General features: G+C 62.2%; 17 protein-coding genes. 11 read left to right on the top strand and 6 right to left on the bottom strand.

Annotated elements, in window-relative coordinates; genetic code table 11:
* The first annotated feature begins 5 nt into the window (after positions 1-5).
* The 3 genes from A2J01_RS07255 to A2J01_RS07245 are packed head-to-tail and all read left to right on the top strand — an operon-like array spanning position 6 to position 3147.
* The gene (locus tag A2J01_RS07255; RefSeq protein ID WP_019745569.1) at positions 6-1040 is read left to right on the top strand and encodes a FecCD family ABC transporter permease; all 1035 of its coding nucleotides are present in this window, start codon (positions 6-8) and stop codon (positions 1038-1040) included.
* Positions 1037-1825: an ABC transporter ATP-binding protein gene (locus A2J01_RS07250; protein ID WP_047271952.1), complete on the top strand. Its 789-nt coding sequence runs from the start codon at positions 1037-1039 to the stop codon at positions 1823-1825. The genes A2J01_RS07255 and A2J01_RS07250 overlap by 4 nt, the downstream gene beginning before the upstream one ends.
* Positions 1825-3147: a bifunctional adenosylcobinamide kinase/adenosylcobinamide-phosphate guanylyltransferase gene (locus A2J01_RS07245; RefSeq protein ID WP_064112411.1), complete on the top strand. Its 1323-nt coding sequence runs from the start codon at positions 1825-1827 to the stop codon at positions 3145-3147. The genes A2J01_RS07250 and A2J01_RS07245 overlap by 1 nt, the downstream gene beginning before the upstream one ends.
* A 2-nt stretch (positions 3148-3149) precedes the next feature.
* On the opposite strand, the gene A2J01_RS07240 is transcribed toward A2J01_RS07245, so the two are convergent.
* Positions 3150-3935 (bottom strand): IclR family transcriptional regulator, encoded by a 786-nt coding sequence (locus tag A2J01_RS07240; RefSeq protein ID WP_019745572.1) that lies wholly within the window; start codon positions 3933-3935, stop codon positions 3150-3152.
* Complete coding sequence (locus tag A2J01_RS07235) at positions 3932-5470, bottom strand: APC family permease (RefSeq protein ID WP_064112410.1); 1539 nt, start codon at positions 5468-5470, stop codon at positions 3932-3934. The genes A2J01_RS07240 and A2J01_RS07235 overlap by 4 nt, the downstream gene beginning before the upstream one ends.
* 348 nt (positions 5471-5818) lie before the next feature.
* Between A2J01_RS07235 and A2J01_RS07230 the strand changes: the two genes are divergently transcribed.
* The 8 genes from A2J01_RS07230 to A2J01_RS07195 all read left to right on the top strand — a co-directional run bounded on the left by A2J01_RS07230 (position 5819) and on the right by A2J01_RS07195 (position 12320).
* Complete coding sequence (locus A2J01_RS07230; RefSeq protein ID WP_031330762.1) at positions 5819-6409, top strand: MauE/DoxX family redox-associated membrane protein; 591 nt, start codon at positions 5819-5821, stop codon at positions 6407-6409.
* A 44-nt stretch (positions 6410-6453) separates the two neighbouring features.
* Positions 6454-7062 (top strand): redoxin domain-containing protein, encoded by a 609-nt coding sequence (locus A2J01_RS07225; protein WP_021345728.1) that lies wholly within the window; start codon positions 6454-6456, stop codon positions 7060-7062.
* Positions 7063-7137: 75 nt separating this feature from the next.
* Positions 7138-7809: a methylamine dehydrogenase light chain gene (locus tag A2J01_RS07220; RefSeq protein WP_029256402.1), complete on the top strand. Its 672-nt coding sequence runs from the start codon at positions 7138-7140 to the stop codon at positions 7807-7809.
* Positions 7806-9125, top strand: a complete 1320-nt coding sequence (locus A2J01_RS07215) for a hypothetical protein (protein ID WP_007729697.1) — start codon at positions 7806-7808, stop codon at positions 9123-9125. The genes A2J01_RS07220 and A2J01_RS07215 overlap by 4 nt, the downstream gene beginning before the upstream one ends.
* Positions 9122-10711 (top strand): multicopper oxidase family protein, encoded by a 1590-nt coding sequence (locus tag A2J01_RS07210; RefSeq protein WP_047271941.1) that lies wholly within the window; start codon positions 9122-9124, stop codon positions 10709-10711. Before A2J01_RS07215 ends, A2J01_RS07210 begins: the two co-directional genes overlap by 4 nt.
* Positions 10712-10738: 27 nt before the next feature.
* Positions 10739-11086, top strand: a complete 348-nt coding sequence (locus tag A2J01_RS07205; protein WP_064112409.1) for a plastocyanin/azurin family copper-binding protein — start codon at positions 10739-10741, stop codon at positions 11084-11086.
* A complete protein-coding gene (locus A2J01_RS07200; RefSeq protein WP_082900820.1) occupies positions 11086-11409 on the top strand; it encodes a cupredoxin domain-containing protein in 324 nt (107 codons plus the stop codon). The genes A2J01_RS07205 and A2J01_RS07200 overlap by 1 nt, the downstream gene beginning before the upstream one ends.
* A 74-nt stretch (positions 11410-11483) precedes the next feature.
* Positions 11484-12320, top strand: a complete 837-nt coding sequence (locus tag A2J01_RS07195; RefSeq protein WP_042925930.1) for a hypothetical protein — start codon at positions 11484-11486, stop codon at positions 12318-12320.
* 95 nt (positions 12321-12415) lie between these two features.
* On the opposite strand, the gene A2J01_RS07190 is transcribed toward A2J01_RS07195, so the two are convergent.
* The 4 genes from A2J01_RS07190 to A2J01_RS07175 all read right to left on the bottom strand — a co-directional run.
* Positions 12416-13105 carry a SanA/YdcF family protein gene (locus A2J01_RS07190; RefSeq protein WP_064112407.1) on the bottom strand — a complete coding sequence of 230 codons (690 nt, stop codon included), beginning with the start codon at positions 13103-13105 and terminating at the stop codon, positions 12416-12418.
* 25 nt (positions 13106-13130) lie between these two features.
* Positions 13131-14864, bottom strand: coding sequence for an ABC transporter ATP-binding protein (locus A2J01_RS07185; RefSeq protein WP_064112406.1), 1734 nt, complete (start codon positions 14862-14864; stop codon positions 13131-13133).
* Positions 14861-16675 carry an ABC transporter ATP-binding protein gene (locus A2J01_RS07180; protein ID WP_231915724.1) on the bottom strand — a complete coding sequence of 605 codons (1815 nt, stop codon included), beginning with the start codon at positions 16673-16675 and terminating at the stop codon, positions 14861-14863. The genes A2J01_RS07185 and A2J01_RS07180 overlap by 4 nt, the downstream gene beginning before the upstream one ends.
* A partial coding sequence (locus tag A2J01_RS07175; RefSeq protein WP_231915725.1) for a cupredoxin domain-containing protein occupies positions 16672-16811 on the bottom strand: 140 nt, incomplete at its 5' end. The genes A2J01_RS07180 and A2J01_RS07175, both read right to left, overlap by 4 nt.

The following is a 16811-nucleotide window of genomic DNA, read 5'->3' as shown; positions in this document are numbered from 1 at the left end:
ACTCGATGATCAAAGCCGGTATCTCCCAACATCGGACCGCCGTTCTGCTCGGCGCCGCGCTCATTCTGTGCGCTGCCTTGCTGATCGGTGTTCTGGTGGGGCCGGCCGGATTGACGCCTGATCGGACCATTCTCGAACTTCTGGACGGAATACCCGGCATCCACCTCGATTCCGGCCTCACCGCAACACAGCAGGCGATTCTCTGGCAGATCCGGCTTCCGCGAGTAGTCCTGGGCGCGTTGGTCGGAGCAATGTTGGCGGTAGCCGGCGCCGCCTACCAGGGCGTGTTCCGAAATCCCTTGGCGGATCCGTATCTCCTCGGAGTTTCCAGCGGAGCCGGACTGGGCGCAACCCTCGCCATCGTTTCGGGTGGAGCGCTGGGCATGTTCGGAATTCCCATGGCCGCCTTCGTCGGTGGTGTACTGGCAGTGTTCGCAACTTATTCGCTCGGCCGAAGCATTGGCGGGCCGCAGAACGCGGTAGTCATCATCCTCGCCGGTGTCGCAGTCGCGGCGTTCACGAATGCAGCACAGACTTTTGTTCAGCAGCGGTTCGACGATTCACTGCGCGAGGTCTATTCCTGGCTACTCGGCGGACTGTCCACCGACGGTTGGTCGGAAGTTCTGGTTGTCCTGCCGTACGTTGCGCTGGCATCTGCCGTCATCCTGGTACACCGGCGCGTACTCGACGTGATGGCGGTAGGTGACGTCGAAGCCGCCAGCCTCGGCGTCGACCCGGCCAGATCACGCCTGGTGCTGGTGCTCGCCGCAACTCTGGGAACGGCGGCGGTCGTGAGTGCAAGTGGACTGATCGGCTTTGTCGGAATCGTTGTTCCCCATGCGGTTCGACTGGTCGTCGGCCCGTCGCATCGACTGCTTCTCCCCCTGTCACTCATGCTGGGTGCGGCGTTTCTCGTCCTCACCGATGTTGCCGCCCGCACGGTCATGGCACCGGCCGAACTCCCCATCGGGGTTGTAACCGCGATGATCGGCGCTCCGTTCTTCCTTCTGGTTCTGCGCCGCAGCCGGGTCTCGGCATGACCGACACCGCAGTGCGATGCCGCGACCTCCGAATCAACCTCGGCGGCAAAGACGTCGTCGACGGCATCGATCTCGATGTGACACCCGGCGATTGGGTTGCCGTGGTCGGGCCGAACGGCGCCGGCAAGACGACCTTGATGCATGCCCTCGCTGGATTGATTCCGTCCACCGGTGAACTCACCGTCGGGGGACTCAACCCACGCAGTTCGAGCCGCAAGGCCATGTCAGCCGTCGTCGCGCTGATGCCTCAGCGCCCGGTGGTACCCGAGGGCGCGACGGTTGCCGAACTGGTTGCGCTCGGCCGTACACCGTATCTACGACGCTTCGGAACCGAAACCGCCACAGATCGTTCGGTGATCTCTTCGGTGATCGAGAGGCTCGACCTCACCGAGTTCGCAGAGCGACGAGCCACCGAACTTTCCGGTGGCGAATTGCAGCGCGTGGTCCTGGCTCGGGCATTGGCTCAAGAACCGCAGGTACTGCTCCTGGACGAACCCACCAGCGCGCTCGACATCGGTCACCAACAGCAGGTTCTCGACTTGGTGGAGGAACTGCGTGAAGCCGACAAAATCACGGTCATCGCCGCGATGCACGACCTCACTCTCGCGGGTCAGTACGGTCGACGAATCGTGTTGCTGGACAAGGGCAGCGTGGTTGCCGACGGCACTCCCTCATCGGTGCTGAAGGCAGACATCCTCGGCCGCGTGTACGGCGCTCGGGTCGAAATCCTGGACCGGCCCAGCGGTCCCATAGTTGTTCCGATTCGGCAGGAAGGCACCCGCTGATGGAATTGGTGATGCTCGGCACCGGTGCTGCCGACGGTTGGCCGAACCCGTTCTGTACTTGCCCTTCCTGCCTGGCCGCCCTGTCGAGTGAAACCATCCGCGGGCACACTGCCGCCCTGGTGGACAACAGAATCCTGTTGGACTGTGGACCCGAAGTACCGCGTGCCGCGTCGCGATTCGGTCGCACGCTGGCACACGTCGAACACATCCTGTTGACGCATTCTCATCCCGATCACCTCGGCCCGATGGCATTGCTGTTCCGGTCCTGGGCCTCGCGCACCGAACCACTACAGGTTCTCGGACCACCCGACGCGCTCGATCTCTGCCGAGACTGGGTAGGCCCGGATGACCCGGTGACCTTCACACCGCTCGAGACCGGCCAGTCGATCATGTTGGGCACCTATCGTGTTCGCGCACTCGAAGCCGCGCACGAAGTACCCACCCTTCTCTACGACATGACCGACGCATCCGGAACCCGAATCTTCTGGGCCACCGACACCGGGCCTTTGCCCGAATCAACTGTCGACGCCCTTGCCGACGCGCGTTTCGACGCCGTCTTTCTCGAAGAGACCTTCGGCTACAAGACCGACCACGGCACCGGGCACCATGATCTGTCGAGTTTCGCGGAGACGGTGAGCCGACTACGCAACTGCGACGCGATCACCGATCGAACCGACGTGATCGCCGTACACCTCGGACACCACAACCCGGTCGAAAACGAACTCGCGGAAGCACTTCGCGTGTCCGGGGCGCGAGCGGTTCCGGATGGAGCTGTGCTCGAGATCGGGGTAGGACAGAGCCATCGAACTCTGGTCACCGGTGGCGCCCGCTCGGGCAAGTCCACTTACGCGGAGGGCCTGCTTGCCGGCTACCGGAACGTCACGTACATCGCCACCGGGGATCCGCAGGACAACGATCCCGACTGGATCGAACGAATTGCGTCGCATCGCGCGCGGAGGCCGTCGACGTGGACGACGGTAGAGACCTCCGAGGTGGCCGAAATTCTTTCAGGCGCAACAACACCGGTCCTGCTCGATTGCCTAGGCACGTGGTTGACCGCACGTCTGGATCGACACCAGGCGTGGGCGACAAAAGATCTCAGCGCCGTCCACGCAGATATCGACCGGTTGGCCGACACCTGGACCGCCTGTCCGGTTCCGATTGTCGCCGTCACGAACGAAGTGGGAAGCGGCGTCGTCCCGGACACGAAGTCCGGGAGGCTGTTCCGCGATCTACTCGGTCTGGTGAACAGCCGAATCGCCAGTGAATCGGAGTCCGTGGTCCTGATGACCGCCGGGCTCCCCCTGAGCCTGCGCGTGTGACGTCAGAGCAATCCGGTGAGCTGACGCGCACAATCGAGTAGGAAACCGACCAACTCTCGATCCTCGTCCGTCACTCGCCCGCTCGCTCCCTGAACACACAACCCGCCTGCCACCTGGTCTGCGTGATCTCGAACCGGTACTGCCACCGCGGATCGACCCAGGCGGCATTCCTGGTTCTCGAATGCAAAACCCTGCAGGCGAACAGACCTCAACTGCTCATACAACGCATCGAAATCACCGAGGGTGAACTCCGTGACCCGGCGAAGTTCTAAACCCGAAAGCAACCGCTCGTCGTGCGCCAACAGAACCTTCCCCAGCGCATTCGCGTGAAGGTTCTTGGCCAGTGCCGCTATTCCAATGATCTCGTGGTCCGGATCCTTGTCGACGAACCGCAAGCGCCCACCGGCGAATGACGCGACGTGCAATCCGAACCTCGTGTGTGTCCGCATGTCCTCGACGCGCTCGTGCAGCGTCGGCGCCGGACCACTCGACGACGCCGCATGCGAGAGCTCGGCAGTCCGACGTCCCAACGCGAACCCTGACAGATCCGGCACCCGCACGAGAAAGCCCTCCGCCACCAGCAGATTCAGCATCCGGTACGCCGTGGCCGATGGAACGCCTGCAAAAGTGGCGATCTCCTTCGCGGTTGTTCCCGGTCCCAGATGAGCCACCGCCTCGAGCATCCCCAGCGCCTTCTGAACCGCACGCGGTTGTTGTCCACTGAAGTGGGTCTCTTCGCCGATCTGTTTGCCTGATCGTGGACCAGCGGTTGCACGGTCCGCGGTCACCGCCCATGCTCCGGCGAGTCACCCTGGGCGGTCCCACGATCCGGAACGAGTCGCCTTCGCCCGTCACCGTCGATCAGCAGAGTGCCAGCACCGGGCAACAGGTCCGCCGTCTCGACGCTGTCGAAAGCGCCAACCATCAGAAGGCTTTCCGGTCTGGCTCTACGGAGCAATGCACTCCACACTGTCCCCGACACCGCAACAGCAAGAGCAGCGATCGGCAGTGCCCACATCCCGTGAACCGCACCGTCGAGAACGATGTAGACCAGTAGACCAGCACCGGCGGTACTCACGGACAGGGTGCATATCCGGGTCAGCGACGTATGTTCCCCGATTCGGCGCAAGAACTTCCACGAAGCAAAGGCCACCAGCGTGTAAGCGCAGACCAACGCGGTCTCCACCACGCCGTCGAAGGATCCCGAATCGTCGCGAACCGTATCCGAATAGATGAATACGCCCGCCGCACTTACCGCGACGAACGCAAGTACCGCAACGTACGGGGTGCGGAACCGTCTGTGTACGCGAGCGAGCGGCGCAGGCAGTACCCGTTCGATCCCCATCGAGTACAACAACCGCGAACCCGCCTGCGCACAACCGAGAGTGGATGCGAACCAGGAACACGTCATTCCGATCTTGACTGCCAGAACCACTTCCGCGCTGGCTCCGGATGCCGTTCCTTCGAAGTACGCTCCGACGATCGTTGCGCCGTGGCCGGTCATCGCCGCCCAGGCCGCAAAAACGAAGAGGACCCCGCAGATGATCGGCGAAATGAGAACCGTGCGTGTGACGCTGATGAGTGGTCGTTTCGCTTCCGGGCCGAAGAAGGCCGAGCTTTCGAAGCCCGCCATGCTGAGCACCGTCAGCATCGCGAGAAACGGAACTGCACTCAGCGACGGATTCGGCAGGGCAACAGCAGTTGTCGTGTCACTGTGCGTCGCCAGCATGACCACGACGATGAGAATCAACGAGCACGCTTCGACGACCAGGATCGCTCGGGTGGCGAACCGGACGCCTCGCACTGCAATCCACGCGACGGCCAGGGCAATCGCCACCGTCGTGATCACCGTCGCGGCAGGCCCTCGCACGTCGGGGCCGACAATGGCGATGGTATCGAGCAGACTCGGAACTGCCTGCGAGAAAACCGAAACCGAGATTCCGAGATACCCGAGTACCAGTGCGGCACCCGCCGTCAGTGTCGCCCGGATACCGGAGCCTTGGAAGACGAAGCTGTACAACGATCCTGCTGCTGCCAGTCTCCGCGTGAACTGAGTGATGCAGAACGCAACGAGAAACACCGCCGAAGTTGTCGCAGCAATCGCAGCCAACCCGACGTAGCCGGGACTGTAGGTGATCATCCACAGGGCGATGAACACCATTCCCGTTGCTGGAGCGATCGTGGAAAGTGATTGCCCCAACAGGTCGATCGGGGTCAGACGTCCTCGTCCGAGACCACGGAGCGGGGAGAACACGGGCTCACTGTGTTGATCCGCATTCTGCGCTCGCGTGATCGCCGCACGCAGTGCCGCACTCACGGCCATGTGTCACCGTCCGTCGCGTCCAGGCCCGAACCTACGAGCGAATTGTCAGAATTCGGTCAAGTTAGTCCGCTTATGTTTCCGCGCAGTTTCCACGATGGCGCGCACAGAACTTTCAAGTGAGAATCCGACTCTGTTTCCCACCCAGCGTCATGCCGGATCAAGGGCGGCCGACGGTATCCGTCCCCTCCGGGAGCACCTTGACCTGCGAGTTCTCCGATTCTCACACGACAACTGCTCTCTCAGTTGCACCTCGTCCAGGCGTAGCGCGGTCGACGCGGGTTCGCAGCATCGCCCGTACAGGATGTGTCCCACACACCACCGGCACTACCCGAGAGGAACGGAGGAAGCATGGACTTGGTCAGCGCCACCACTTCGGCGATCATCGGATTTGTTCTCCTGCTCGCCGGCATTCCCAAGCTGAACGACCACGACGGGGTCCTTCGTTCGGTGCGCGGATACAAAGTGTTGCCGGTGCGACTCGAAGTACCTATCGCTCGCATCCTTCCCGTCACGGAAACCGTCGTAGGCATCCTTCTGGTTCTCGGCGTGGCCCATCGCCTCGCCGCCTTGGTTGCTGCCGTCATGTTCGCGTCGTTCTTCACGGGCCTCACGATCAACCTCCTGCGTGGGCGACGCGATCTGGACTGCGGATGTTTTGCATTCGGAGTCGGCGAGATTCCGCGTATCGGATGGTTCCACGCCGTTCGCGCCGGAACACTCGCGGTGATCGCTGTGGCACTGTCGGTCACCGCCGGACAGGCTGAGATCGGCGTCCAGGTCGTGGCGGCGACCTTCGGATTCCTCCTCGTTCTGGCGGGAGTTGCTCTCGCACAGATTCGTTCGGTGGTCCACCTCGGACGACGCCCGGTCGACGACTACCTGTCGAGTGCCTCCATTCGCCTCCGAACCGCCGAAACCGCGTCCCGGTACGGCTCGTGAACTCACATCCCCACCACTGAAAACTCGAAGGCAGGACTACCACGATGACCACTTTCCTCCTTGTCGCGACAGTGATCCTGGTGATCGCCGTAGCCGTACTGTTCTTGATGGTTCTTGCTCTGGCTCGTGAAATCGGCCGCGTACAAGTACGTCTCGGACCTCTCGGTGCCCGGATGATGGATACCGGGCCCAAGGTCGAACAGGCCGGCCCATCGTTTGCCGGTCTCATCGATCAGGAAGGACGGATCGTCGGAGTCGGTGGTCACCGCGACAAACCTCAACTCCTGCTGTTCACAGCACCGAGTTGCTCGACGTGCAAGAGCCTTCTTCCCGGCGTAAGGGCAATGGCCCGAGCCGAATCGGATCTCGACGTGATCATCATCTCCGACGGAACACCCGAAGAGCATCGCGAGTTCCTGGCCGGCAGCGGGATCGGTTCCGAGCTCAGTTACATCGACGCTCGAGACGTCGGTATCGCATACCAGGTGGGCACCACTCCGTACGGCGTGATTCTCGACGAGCACGGCAAGATCCGAGGAAAGGGCCTGTGCAATCACATGGCTCAGGTGGAAAGCCTGCTCAATGCGCTCGAATCCGGCACCCCCTCACTCCAGCACCTTCATGCCCAGGCGAAATCCGGCAGCGCGGCCTGATCTTCCTGCACAGTTCGATCCTCTTCACGAATCAGGAGAAAATCGTTGGACGACAATGAATTCCCGCAGCACAACATGACGGAGAATCGATATCCCGTCGACGAGGCGACAGTTCAGGCCCAGGCCGAATGGATGGCGGGCCAGGGCGGTTCGCTCACCAGCCGAACCGGACGTAAACTCTCCGAACGAGTTTCGCGGCGCTCGATGATCAGTCGGATCGGCAAGTGGACCATGGGTGTGTCAGGAGTGGCACTGATCAGCACACTTCCCGTGACACGTAGTGCCTTCGCCCAAGAGCCCGAGGTTCCTGCGCCGGCACCTGGCCCCGAACCTCTTGTCCCTGTCTACGACGGTAAAGATCCGGCCGAGTGCGAGTACTGGCGCTGGTGCAACATGGACGGAACGTCCTGTGCCGCATGCAACGGCGGCGGTGTCACCACCTGCGCCCCCGGCAGCAAGCCCGGCGCAGAGTTCTGGGTCGGATGCTGCACCAACCCTGATACCGGCAAGACCTATCTGATCGCCTACTACGACTGCTGTGGTGCACCTTCGTGTTCCAACGCATTCTGCGGCGAACCGGACATGCAGGCCGTGATGTACAACCCGGTCTCCGGAAGCTACGACCAGGAAATCATCTGGTGTGTCTCCGACGAGTCCCAGGCATACACCTGCACGATGGCGCCCATCATCGGTGAGGACTGCCAGACTCGACCGGCCGAGCGCCCCAAGGTCGGTGCCGGATCATGAGCAGTCCGCGAACCCGAAAACTGGCGCGACCCGCCGTTGCCGTCATCCCACTCACCGTCGTACTCGCGCTGGCCGGCTGCAGTTCGTCTGACAACGACGAACCCTCCAGCGCAGGTGATGTCACCTATCCGACAGTTCCGTTCACTGCTCCAGGTGAAGGAATCTCCCTCGGTCACGACGACCAGGAAATCGGCGACACCATTCCCGAGCCGTTGCACGTCGGTTCGATCACCCCGATCGCAGCTGACCGCTTGCTGGGCGTCGAAGGTGGATTCGGCCAACTCGAGCTCAGCGTCAACGTCATCGATCCGAAAACCGGTGTGGCCGAGAGCCGGATCACCGTCGGCCCTGGTATCTGGGATCCGGTCATTCACGGATTCGTCGGGGATTCCGCCGAGGATCCTGCGGTGCTCGCTGCCGAGGTGTGGCGGCCCCGAGGTTCCCGCGGCGCGGCAGATTTCACGGTCAGCACCTACTCCGGAAACCTGCTGGAACCAGCCGAGGTCATGCTTCCGGACGTCGCACGCGTACATTCCCGTCCCGGCTCGAACGCCGTGACGTCCGACGGCAAGTTCTTCGTCACGTGGGACGACGGTTTGTACGGCATCAGAGTGGTCGACCTCGAGAAGAAGGAAGCGACCGGTGCACTCCAGATAGTCGGCTGCGGTCCGTTCACGTGGATGGTCGATCACGAGCTGTACAGCGTCTGCGAGGACACCCGGGAACTGCTGCACGTCACGATCGGTGACGACGGTGTTCCGAAGGAAACCGCCCGAAGCAAGGTCCTACCCGAGGATTTTGTCTCCACCCGCAAGGTCACGTGGGCATCGAAAGCGAATAAAGCCTTGCTGGTCAGTGAGAACGGCGATGTGTACGTCTTCGACTTCTCCAACGGACTACCTCAGGAAGGTGTCAAGCCGATCGGAAACGCCGGGCAGGACTCCGGTCGATTCTCGGAGAACGTCATCAACGCCGACGCAACCCGGCTCGCAATCGCGTACACGGACACGGCTATTCATCCGGACTCTGCTCGGGGAGGCTCACTGGTCAAGATCGACTTGTCCGATGCAACGACCTTCGCCCCGGTGAAGAGCTTGACGCTTGCAGACCTCGGCCTGACAGACATCAAGAGCATGACCTTTTCCGTCGACGGCGCCACGTTCTACGTGCTCGGTACCGGACCTGAGGTCGAAGGCTCCGCTCCGCAGAAGATCGTGGGTTACAACGCGAGCACCGGCGAGCAGGTCAGTTCCGTCGATGTCTCGGGCAACGTCGGGGATGTCAGCGGGTTGATCACACCAGAAGTACTCCGATGAGTCGTCCCGGATCCGGTGTGGTGATGGGCCGGCGCCGCTTCCTGAGTTTGGGAGCACTCGGCGCCGGAGCACTCGGGCTCGGCGCAATGGGGACGATTGCCGGATGCAGTTCCACTGCAGCATCTCCGACGCCGACGACCGATCTCGACTACATCCTGCCCACCGACCCGGAAGTTGCCGCCGCAGAATCGGCGCGAGCCTGGAACGGGACCACCGCTGCGTTTGCCCTTGCCGCCGGATTCTCGACGGTAGATCTTGGCGGACGCCTCGTGGACACGTGGACGTACGGAGGCGCTGCGGTGGCTCCGGAACTTCGCCTGAAGTCCGGTGACCGGGTGAACGTCAGCGTCCAGAACGGCCTCGACGCCGAAACAACACTGCATTGGCACGGAATTCGAATCCGCAACGACATGGATGGCGCGGCACCCACCACGCAGGCTCCCATCGGCGCCGGTTCGAGTTTCGAGTACAACTTCATCGCACCGGATCCGGGAACGTACTGGTACCACTCGCACAGCGGATTACAAGCCGATCGGGGGCTGTTCGGCGCCTTGATCGTCGAGAACCCGAACGACATCACCGGGGCCGACATCGATGCCGTTCTGGTGCTCGACGACTGGCTCGACGGATTGGGTACCACACCGGATTCCGTCCTGATGGCCCTGAACCCGGCAATTTCGGGCGGGCACGGCGGACACGGCGGTGGGGCAACAACTCCGGCGGAACACTCGGAAGCCGACATGTCCGTCGCGCAACAGTTGGTGAGCGGCGGACACGGTTCTTCCGAACCACTCGGCGGGATGACTCAACACATCGCGTATCCACTGCACTTGATCAACGGGCGGCCACCCAACGATCCTGCTGTCGTCACTGCAGCGCCCGGTTCGACCCTGCGACTGCGAATCATCAACGCAGCGGCCGAAACTCCGTACCGGTTTGCTGTGGCCGGTCACGAGATGACAATCGTCGCTACCGATGGCTACGACGTGGAACCAACTCCCGCTGACACCATCATCGTCGGAATGGCCCAACGCTACGACGTACTGGTGACGGTGAAGTCGGGAACATGGCCGGTGGTGGCGAAGGTCGAGGGCCGAGATGGTTATGCGTCGACCGTCCTACGCAGCACCGACGCGTTGGCCCTGGCGAACCCGGATGTGGGCGGAAACCTCTCGGAACTGGCCGGCCGACTGGTCACCGAAAGCGAACTCCGGCCCACGGAATCCGCACGGCTCGAGACGAAATCGCCTGATCGCGACTACCGCATCGAGTTGATCCAGGCCGGCGATCGGTACGTCTGGGGAATGGCGGGGGCCGATGCAGGCAAGCTCGTCATGAAACAGGGCGAACGGGTCCGGATCACGATGAAGAACGCGTCCACGATGTGGCACCCCATGCACACCCACGGCCACACGTTTGCGGTACCGGATTACGGCGGACTTCGCCGCGACACCGTCAACGTCCTACCCGGCACCGAGCTTGCCATCGAGTTCGACGCCGACAATCCCGGCGAGTGGATGTTCCACTGCCACAACGCCTACCACTTCGAGGCCGGCATGACGGCAAATCTGCGTTACGTCCGCTGACAAGTCGAAGAATGGAGAGAACACCTCATGAAGAAACTCGTTCCCGCTTTCCTGGCCGCGTGCGCTGCCCTGAGCCTCACCGCCTGCAGTAGTGATGCCGGTGCGTCGTCGGACGAACCTGCAGTCGTGATCGAGGTGAAGAACATGGCGTACACACCGGCATCGGTCACCATCGAGAAGGGACAGACCGTCGAATGGAAGTTCGACGACAGCGGACTCCCCCACGACGTGGTCGGCAACGGTGATCTCGACGGGAAACTGAAGAGCGAGTTGCTCACCGAGGGAACCTTCTCGTACACGTTCGACGACGCCGGAACCGTCACCTACCACTGCACGCCCCACCCGATGATGGTGGGCACCGTGATCGTTCAATAGTGAGGAGGTGGATCGCCGGCTTCGGCCTCGCCGTCGCGGCGACGTGTGTCCCAGCTTGCGGCACAGAAGATCCCGTCCCCGACGTGGTGGTCGAGATCAGCAATGTTCAGTTCAGTCCGATGGACGTCACCGTGGAGCACGGCGGCACCGTCGTGTGGCGCTTCGACGACGGCGGACTCCTGCATCACGTGGAATCACCCGGCCTGTTCGACAGCGGTATCACCGGAGACGGAACGTTCCGGCACACGTTCGAGAGCGTCGGCGTCTACGAATATTCGTGCTCCGTGCACCCGTACATGATCGGAGTCATCACAGTGCTGTGAACTCTGGCTCATCACTTTTCGCTGCGACTTCGGCTCGACACTTTTCCTGAACCACAAACACTTCGGAGGATCTGATGACTACTGTTCTCTCACACGGCCCACTGCAGACCGACGTCCCTGACATCCGGCCGACCCTTCAAGGCTCGGTCGGCACCGCGACCCGTGTCAGCCTCGTCGCGGCGGGCGCCGCTGCGGGTGCCGGCCTCGCACTCGTGGCCACGCCATCTGCGACAACAGCTTTGACCACAGCTGTTATCGGCGCCGGACTGGTTACGTCGCTGGCCGCGAACTGGTCGACCTGTGGAATGTCCGTCGCCGGAGTTGTTGCGGCGCCGAAGCAAGTCGATCGGAAGGGATCCTCGACTCCCGTCCGCCGACTCGGCTGGCACGCTCTGGGTTCGGTCACGACGGGAGCCGTCACCGGGGCATTGATCGGCGCTCTCGGTGCGGCGATGTCCGGGTACGTGCCGATCGGCTGGGCGCTCGGCGTCTGGGCCGTCGTCGCGGTTGCATACGGGCTGCATGAATTGGGTGCGGTGAGCATGCCGACTCCGATGCGGCGCCAACAGCTTCCGCGCCATCTGCGCCGCACGATGGCGCCGTGGAAGGTCTCGCTGATCTTCGGCGCGATCATCGGTCCGGGATTTCTGATCTTCATCCGCTCGAGTGCGTACTACCTCTTGGCACTCGGCGTCATGGCTTCGGGTACACCGGCTCTCGGGGCGGCGCTGTTCACGGTCGTATCCCTTGGCCGCTGCATGCCCAGCCTCGCGGCAATCGTGCACACCAAGCGCGGTGGCTCGATGCCGGGATTCCTCTCGATCATGTGCGTCGTGGACCGTCGCGTGCAGAGCGTCACCGGCGCGGCATTGATCGCACTGGGAGCATTCGCCGCCGCAGCACTGATCTGACTCTCGACCGAGCACCCTTCACCTCGAGTGAACACACGCTCCGACTCTCCGGAGCGTGTGTTCGCTCGACAGAGACCGTGCGCACTCACCCCGCGTCAGGGAATCGACAGCGCCACCTGGACCGAGTCCTCCGACGGCGACGTCACCTTTGCGTCCCGACTCCACAGCATGTCCAGCGCTGCCTTGGGCTTGGCAAGAACCCACTCCCGGGCGGCGTTCTTGATCAGCGTCGGACTTGCGCACCCGCAATCGCTGTTCACCCCGTCTGCGTCGATGCCGACGTCTCGGCACAATGCCACGGCGCGTGGCACGTGATACCCCTGAGTGACGATCAACGCCTTGGTCACCCCATACGTATGTATGGCCCGGAAGCAGGTGTCGTAGGTGTCGAGGCCGTACGGATCCCCGACGATGCGACGCTCATCGATTCCCTGCTCCACCAGGTAGTTCGTCATCGCGGCGATCTCGTCACCCGAGCCGCCGTTCGCGTCGCCGGAGACCAGGACCGCTTTAGCCTTTCCCGCTTCCACCAGTTCTACTGCTGCGTCCAGCCGCCCTTTCAGGAAAGCCATCGGCTTACCGTCCTTGATCTGCGCGCCCAGCACGATCACGACCGGAGCATCGGGAGCATCGGCGGCGTCCGACGTGTGGCCGGCCGACGCCACGGAAATCCACACGATCGAGCCTGCGTAGACAACCGCTCCGAGCACCGCAATGCCTGCGACCCAACGAGGCCACCGGCGCTTGCGCGGCGGTTTCACTGGATCTGCAGCGGCTTCGTCCATTCGTCGATCAAACCACACGGTTTCTTCACCGCTTAGGCGCTCGGTCGATCCTCCATCCCTCCGCGCCACTGCGCTCGGCCCACAAATCCGAGTACTTCCCACCTCGCGCGATCAGGTCTTCGTGGGAGCCGACCTCCTCGACCCCTCCGGCTTCGAGGTAGACGATGCGATCTGCTCCCTGAATAGTCGACAGGCGATGAGCGATGATCACCACCGTTCGACCACGGGCCAATCGGTGAATTGCCTCGGTGATGGCGACTTCGTTCTCTCCGTCGAGGGCGGAAGTCGCTTCGTCGAGTAGAACTATCGGAGTGTCCTTGAGGAATGCCCGCGCAATCGAGACCCGCTGACGTTCACCGCCGGACAGCAGTGATCCGCCTTCACCTACCCTGGTCTCCTCGCCGCTCGGCAAACGGTCGATCACTTCGCCTAGTCTGGAATCCACCACTGCTTGACGGACCTCCGACTCGGTGGCATCCGGACGCGCCAACCGAATGTTCTCCAGGATGGTTCCGTCGAACAGGTAAACCTGCTGTGAGACAGTCGATATCCGAGACATCAATGCTCTCGTTCCGATCTCGCGAACATCGGCTCCCCCGATGGTTACCGCACCTTCGTCGACGTCCCAGAATCTGGAGATCAGCCGAACCAGAGTTGTCTTTCCGGAACCGGAAGGACCGACCAGAGCGGTGACCGAGCAGTCCGGGAATTCGAGACTCACGTTACGAATCACGCGATCCGGGCCGTAGCCGAAGGAGACCGAATCGAACCGAATATCATACGACGTAGGCTCTTTCGGCACCTCAGGTTCCGCCAGCACCGGTACATCGATCATCTCTCGGACAGATCCGAGCGACACCCGGGCCAGTGAGATACCTTCACCGAATCCTGCGAGCATCTGCATCGGCTCCACGAACCTCACGGCCAACACGAGAACAACGATCACGCTTGCTGTGTCGATGGACCCGGTGGTGACCAGCAGTGCCGCCAGAACCAGGACGGTGAGAAAGGCAACCTGAACGACGATCATGAAGCGCAGCAGATACTTGTCGACCGATCCGATTTCCTGCAGGTGTGCGTGCCGGTTGGACACAAGAGCTTCGTCCAACCGAGTCCAGCCTTCGCCGCTCTTACCGGCCGAACGTAGAACTTGCTGCGCCTGTGCATATTCGACGACGCGCGATGCCAACTCGGATTCGCTCTTGCCGATCGCCTCGTATTCGGGAACAACCGCACGCTGCACGTTGCGGTAAGCCCGAATCCCCAGTGGAACGAAGACGACCATCGCGAGGGATAGTCGCCAGTCCACAAACAATACAGCGATCGCCACTGTCGCTGGAGTCACCGTGACGGTGACGAGTTGCGCGATGATCATTCCCGGGATGCTCATCAAGATAGCCGTGCCCTCGGTGACCAGGCGAGTGAACGCTCCACGGTTTGCCTTGCTGAACCACCCGAGCGGAACCTGCACCAAGTGCTCACCGAGGCGATGCATGATTCCACCGGCAAAACCCTCGATTCCGATGCGGTACGCCCGATTCTCGGCGATCCACCGTACGGCGCCACAGGCCACCGCCACGAGAGCAGCCGTGACAACCCACGGCACTGCGGCGTCGTAATCGCCGCGAACCACCGCTTTCAGGATCGGAATCATCAGTGCAAAGACGACACCCTCGAGTATCCCAGCGAGGGTGAAACCTGCTATCTGACCTCGCATCCCATTGCCGCGCCCGAGGATTTCGTCCAGGTCGCGAATCATTGCAGCGCCTTTCGCGGAGAGATGTCTTCGACGAGGGGGTTCTGGAGCGCCCACATCCGCGCGTAGGTTCCGCCGAGCGCCGACAACTGTTCGTGCGTACCGTTTTCCACGATCCGTCCGGCGTCGAGAACGAGTATCTGATCTGCGTATCGGACGGTGTGCAGTCGATGAGCGATCACCATCAGGGTGCCGCCGTCTGCACTGATCTCGCCCAGTGCGCGTTGAACGGCCGATTCACTGTGGGGATCGGCCTGCGAAGTCGCCTCGTCCAGGATGACGATCGGCGGGTTCTGAAGGATGGCGCGGGCGATCGTCAGGCGTTGCTTCTCCCCACCCGACAGCTCACCGCCCGAACCACCACCGCTCTCGGTGTCATACCCGTCCGGCAGTCGCATGATCACGTCGTGAATCTGCGCCCGCCTCGCCGCTGTCTCCACTTCCAGATCCGTTGCATCCGGTCGACCGAGCCGAATATTCTCGCGCACGCTGTCCCGCAGGAGCACAACATCTTGGAAGACGATGGCCATTGATCTCAAGAGTTCGCGACTGGACTGATCTCGTAAATCACTTCCGCCCAGTCGAATAGACCCGTCCGTGACGTCCCAGAACCGCGGAAGTAGACGCGCCAAAGTGGTCTTTCCGGAGCCGGAGGGGCCAACGATCGCGGTCACGGTGCCCGGTTGCATCTCGAAGGAGATGTTCTCGAGGACGCGCTGCCCAATGGTGTATTCGAAGCCGACGCTGTCGAATTCGACCAAAGTGCTGCGAGCAGGCACTGCATCCTGAGGTTCGGCCAGCTCTGGTTCGCCGAGGATGCTCTCGACGTGAGTCGCTCCCAGTTGGCCTTCGCGGTAGAGGTTGGCCATCGTTCCCATGTGCAGAACCGACGACGGAACACCGATTCCGACGACCAGAAAGGCAACAAGAGCTACCGGGGTAATCCAACCCCCGGACAACATTGCAGTTCCCGTCGCCGTGATGACCACGATGAGTACCGCCGGTGAGAGGAGGATCGACATTGCGACCACCTGCCGTCCCATCCCCGACATCCATCGCACGCACACCGCAACCATCGAATCGACAGCGCTCGAGTAGCGCGCGAATGCGCGACTCCCACTCCCGTACGTCTTGACAACCTCGATACCGTCGCCCAGTTCTACTGTCGCAGAGGTCAATGTCGACATTGCAAGATTCCAGGAGTCGACGTTCGTTCGATAGGCTCTGCGCATCGACGGCGCGGCGAGAGCGAGACACACTCCGATGTAGCCGACCAGGACCAGGCTGAACTTCCAGTCCATCGCCACCAGATAGATCAGGGCCACTATCGGCGACAGTATCGCTGGTACCACGTCGGCGGGAAGGTGAGCGACGAGAAGATGCATCCGCTTCACGTCGTCCGTCATCGCCTGCTTCACTTCACCGGTGCCACCATTTGCAAACCACCCCAGAGGAACTCGGGACAGATGCCGAGCGATACGCGAGCGGATCGAGTATTTGAAATGCGCGTCGGCGGTGTGACAGACGGTCAGTGCTGCGTTGTAGACGACAAAACCGAGAATTGTGCCCGCTGCACCGATTGCGGCCCACATCCAGACCAGGTTCAACGACGAGCCGGTCAGGAGCACCCGCGCGATCTCGACCACCGCAACGTAGGGCAGGAATCGCAACGGCACCGACAGTGCCGACAGACCCGCCCCTAGGAGGAGTTGATTTCTCACCGGCGCGATCATCCTGCCCAAAGCGTCTCGGTCGACGAGTCCAGGCGAGTCTTCCGGGGCTGCGGACTCGTTCACTTTCATTGCCGCACTCACTCTTCGACGATGATCGTGCCGGTCATGTTCGGATGTGGTGTGCACGTGTAGGTGAACGTTCCGGCTTTGTCGAAGGTCTGACTGTAGGTTCCGCTTCCTTGGAGATCGCTCTTGATCCCCAACTCGGCGAACACGA

Source organism: Rhodococcus sp. EPR-134, from assembly GCF_001647205.1.
In the GTDB taxonomy this organism is placed as follows: Bacteria; Actinomycetota; Actinomycetes; order Mycobacteriales; family Mycobacteriaceae; genus Rhodococcus_F; species Rhodococcus_F qingshengii.
Note: the sequence above shows the minus strand (reverse complement) of the source record. Positions and strands in the feature narration are given on the sequence as shown.

Coding starts and splice junctions, on each gene's coding strand:
- A2J01_RS07255 (WP_019745569.1), top strand. CDS start 6: ATGATCAAAGCCGGTATCTCCCAACATCGGACCGCCGTTCTGCTCGGC.
- A2J01_RS07250 (WP_047271952.1), top strand. CDS start 1,037: ATGACCGACACCGCAGTGCGATGCCGCGACCTCCGAATCAACCTCGGC.
- A2J01_RS07245 (WP_064112411.1), top strand. CDS start 1,825: ATGGAATTGGTGATGCTCGGCACCGGTGCTGCCGACGGTTGGCCGAAC.
- A2J01_RS07235 (WP_064112410.1), bottom strand. CDS start 5,470: ATGGCCGTGAGTGCGGCACTGCGTGCGGCGATCACGCGAGCGCAGAAT.
- A2J01_RS07230 (WP_031330762.1), top strand. CDS start 5,819: ATGGACTTGGTCAGCGCCACCACTTCGGCGATCATCGGATTTGTTCTC.
- A2J01_RS07225 (WP_021345728.1), top strand. CDS start 6,454: ATGACCACTTTCCTCCTTGTCGCGACAGTGATCCTGGTGATCGCCGTA.
- A2J01_RS07220 (WP_029256402.1), top strand. CDS start 7,138: ATGACGGAGAATCGATATCCCGTCGACGAGGCGACAGTTCAGGCCCAG.
- A2J01_RS07215 (WP_007729697.1), top strand. CDS start 7,806: ATGAGCAGTCCGCGAACCCGAAAACTGGCGCGACCCGCCGTTGCCGTC.
- A2J01_RS07210 (WP_047271941.1), top strand. CDS start 9,122: ATGAGTCGTCCCGGATCCGGTGTGGTGATGGGCCGGCGCCGCTTCCTG.
- A2J01_RS07205 (WP_064112409.1), top strand. CDS start 10,739: ATGAAGAAACTCGTTCCCGCTTTCCTGGCCGCGTGCGCTGCCCTGAGC.
- A2J01_RS07195 (WP_042925930.1), top strand. CDS start 11,484: ATGACTACTGTTCTCTCACACGGCCCACTGCAGACCGACGTCCCTGAC.
- A2J01_RS07190 (WP_064112407.1), bottom strand. CDS start 13,105: ATGGACGAAGCCGCTGCAGATCCAGTGAAACCGCCGCGCAAGCGCCGG.
- A2J01_RS07185 (WP_064112406.1), bottom strand. CDS start 14,864: ATGATTCGCGACCTGGACGAAATCCTCGGGCGCGGCAATGGGATGCGA.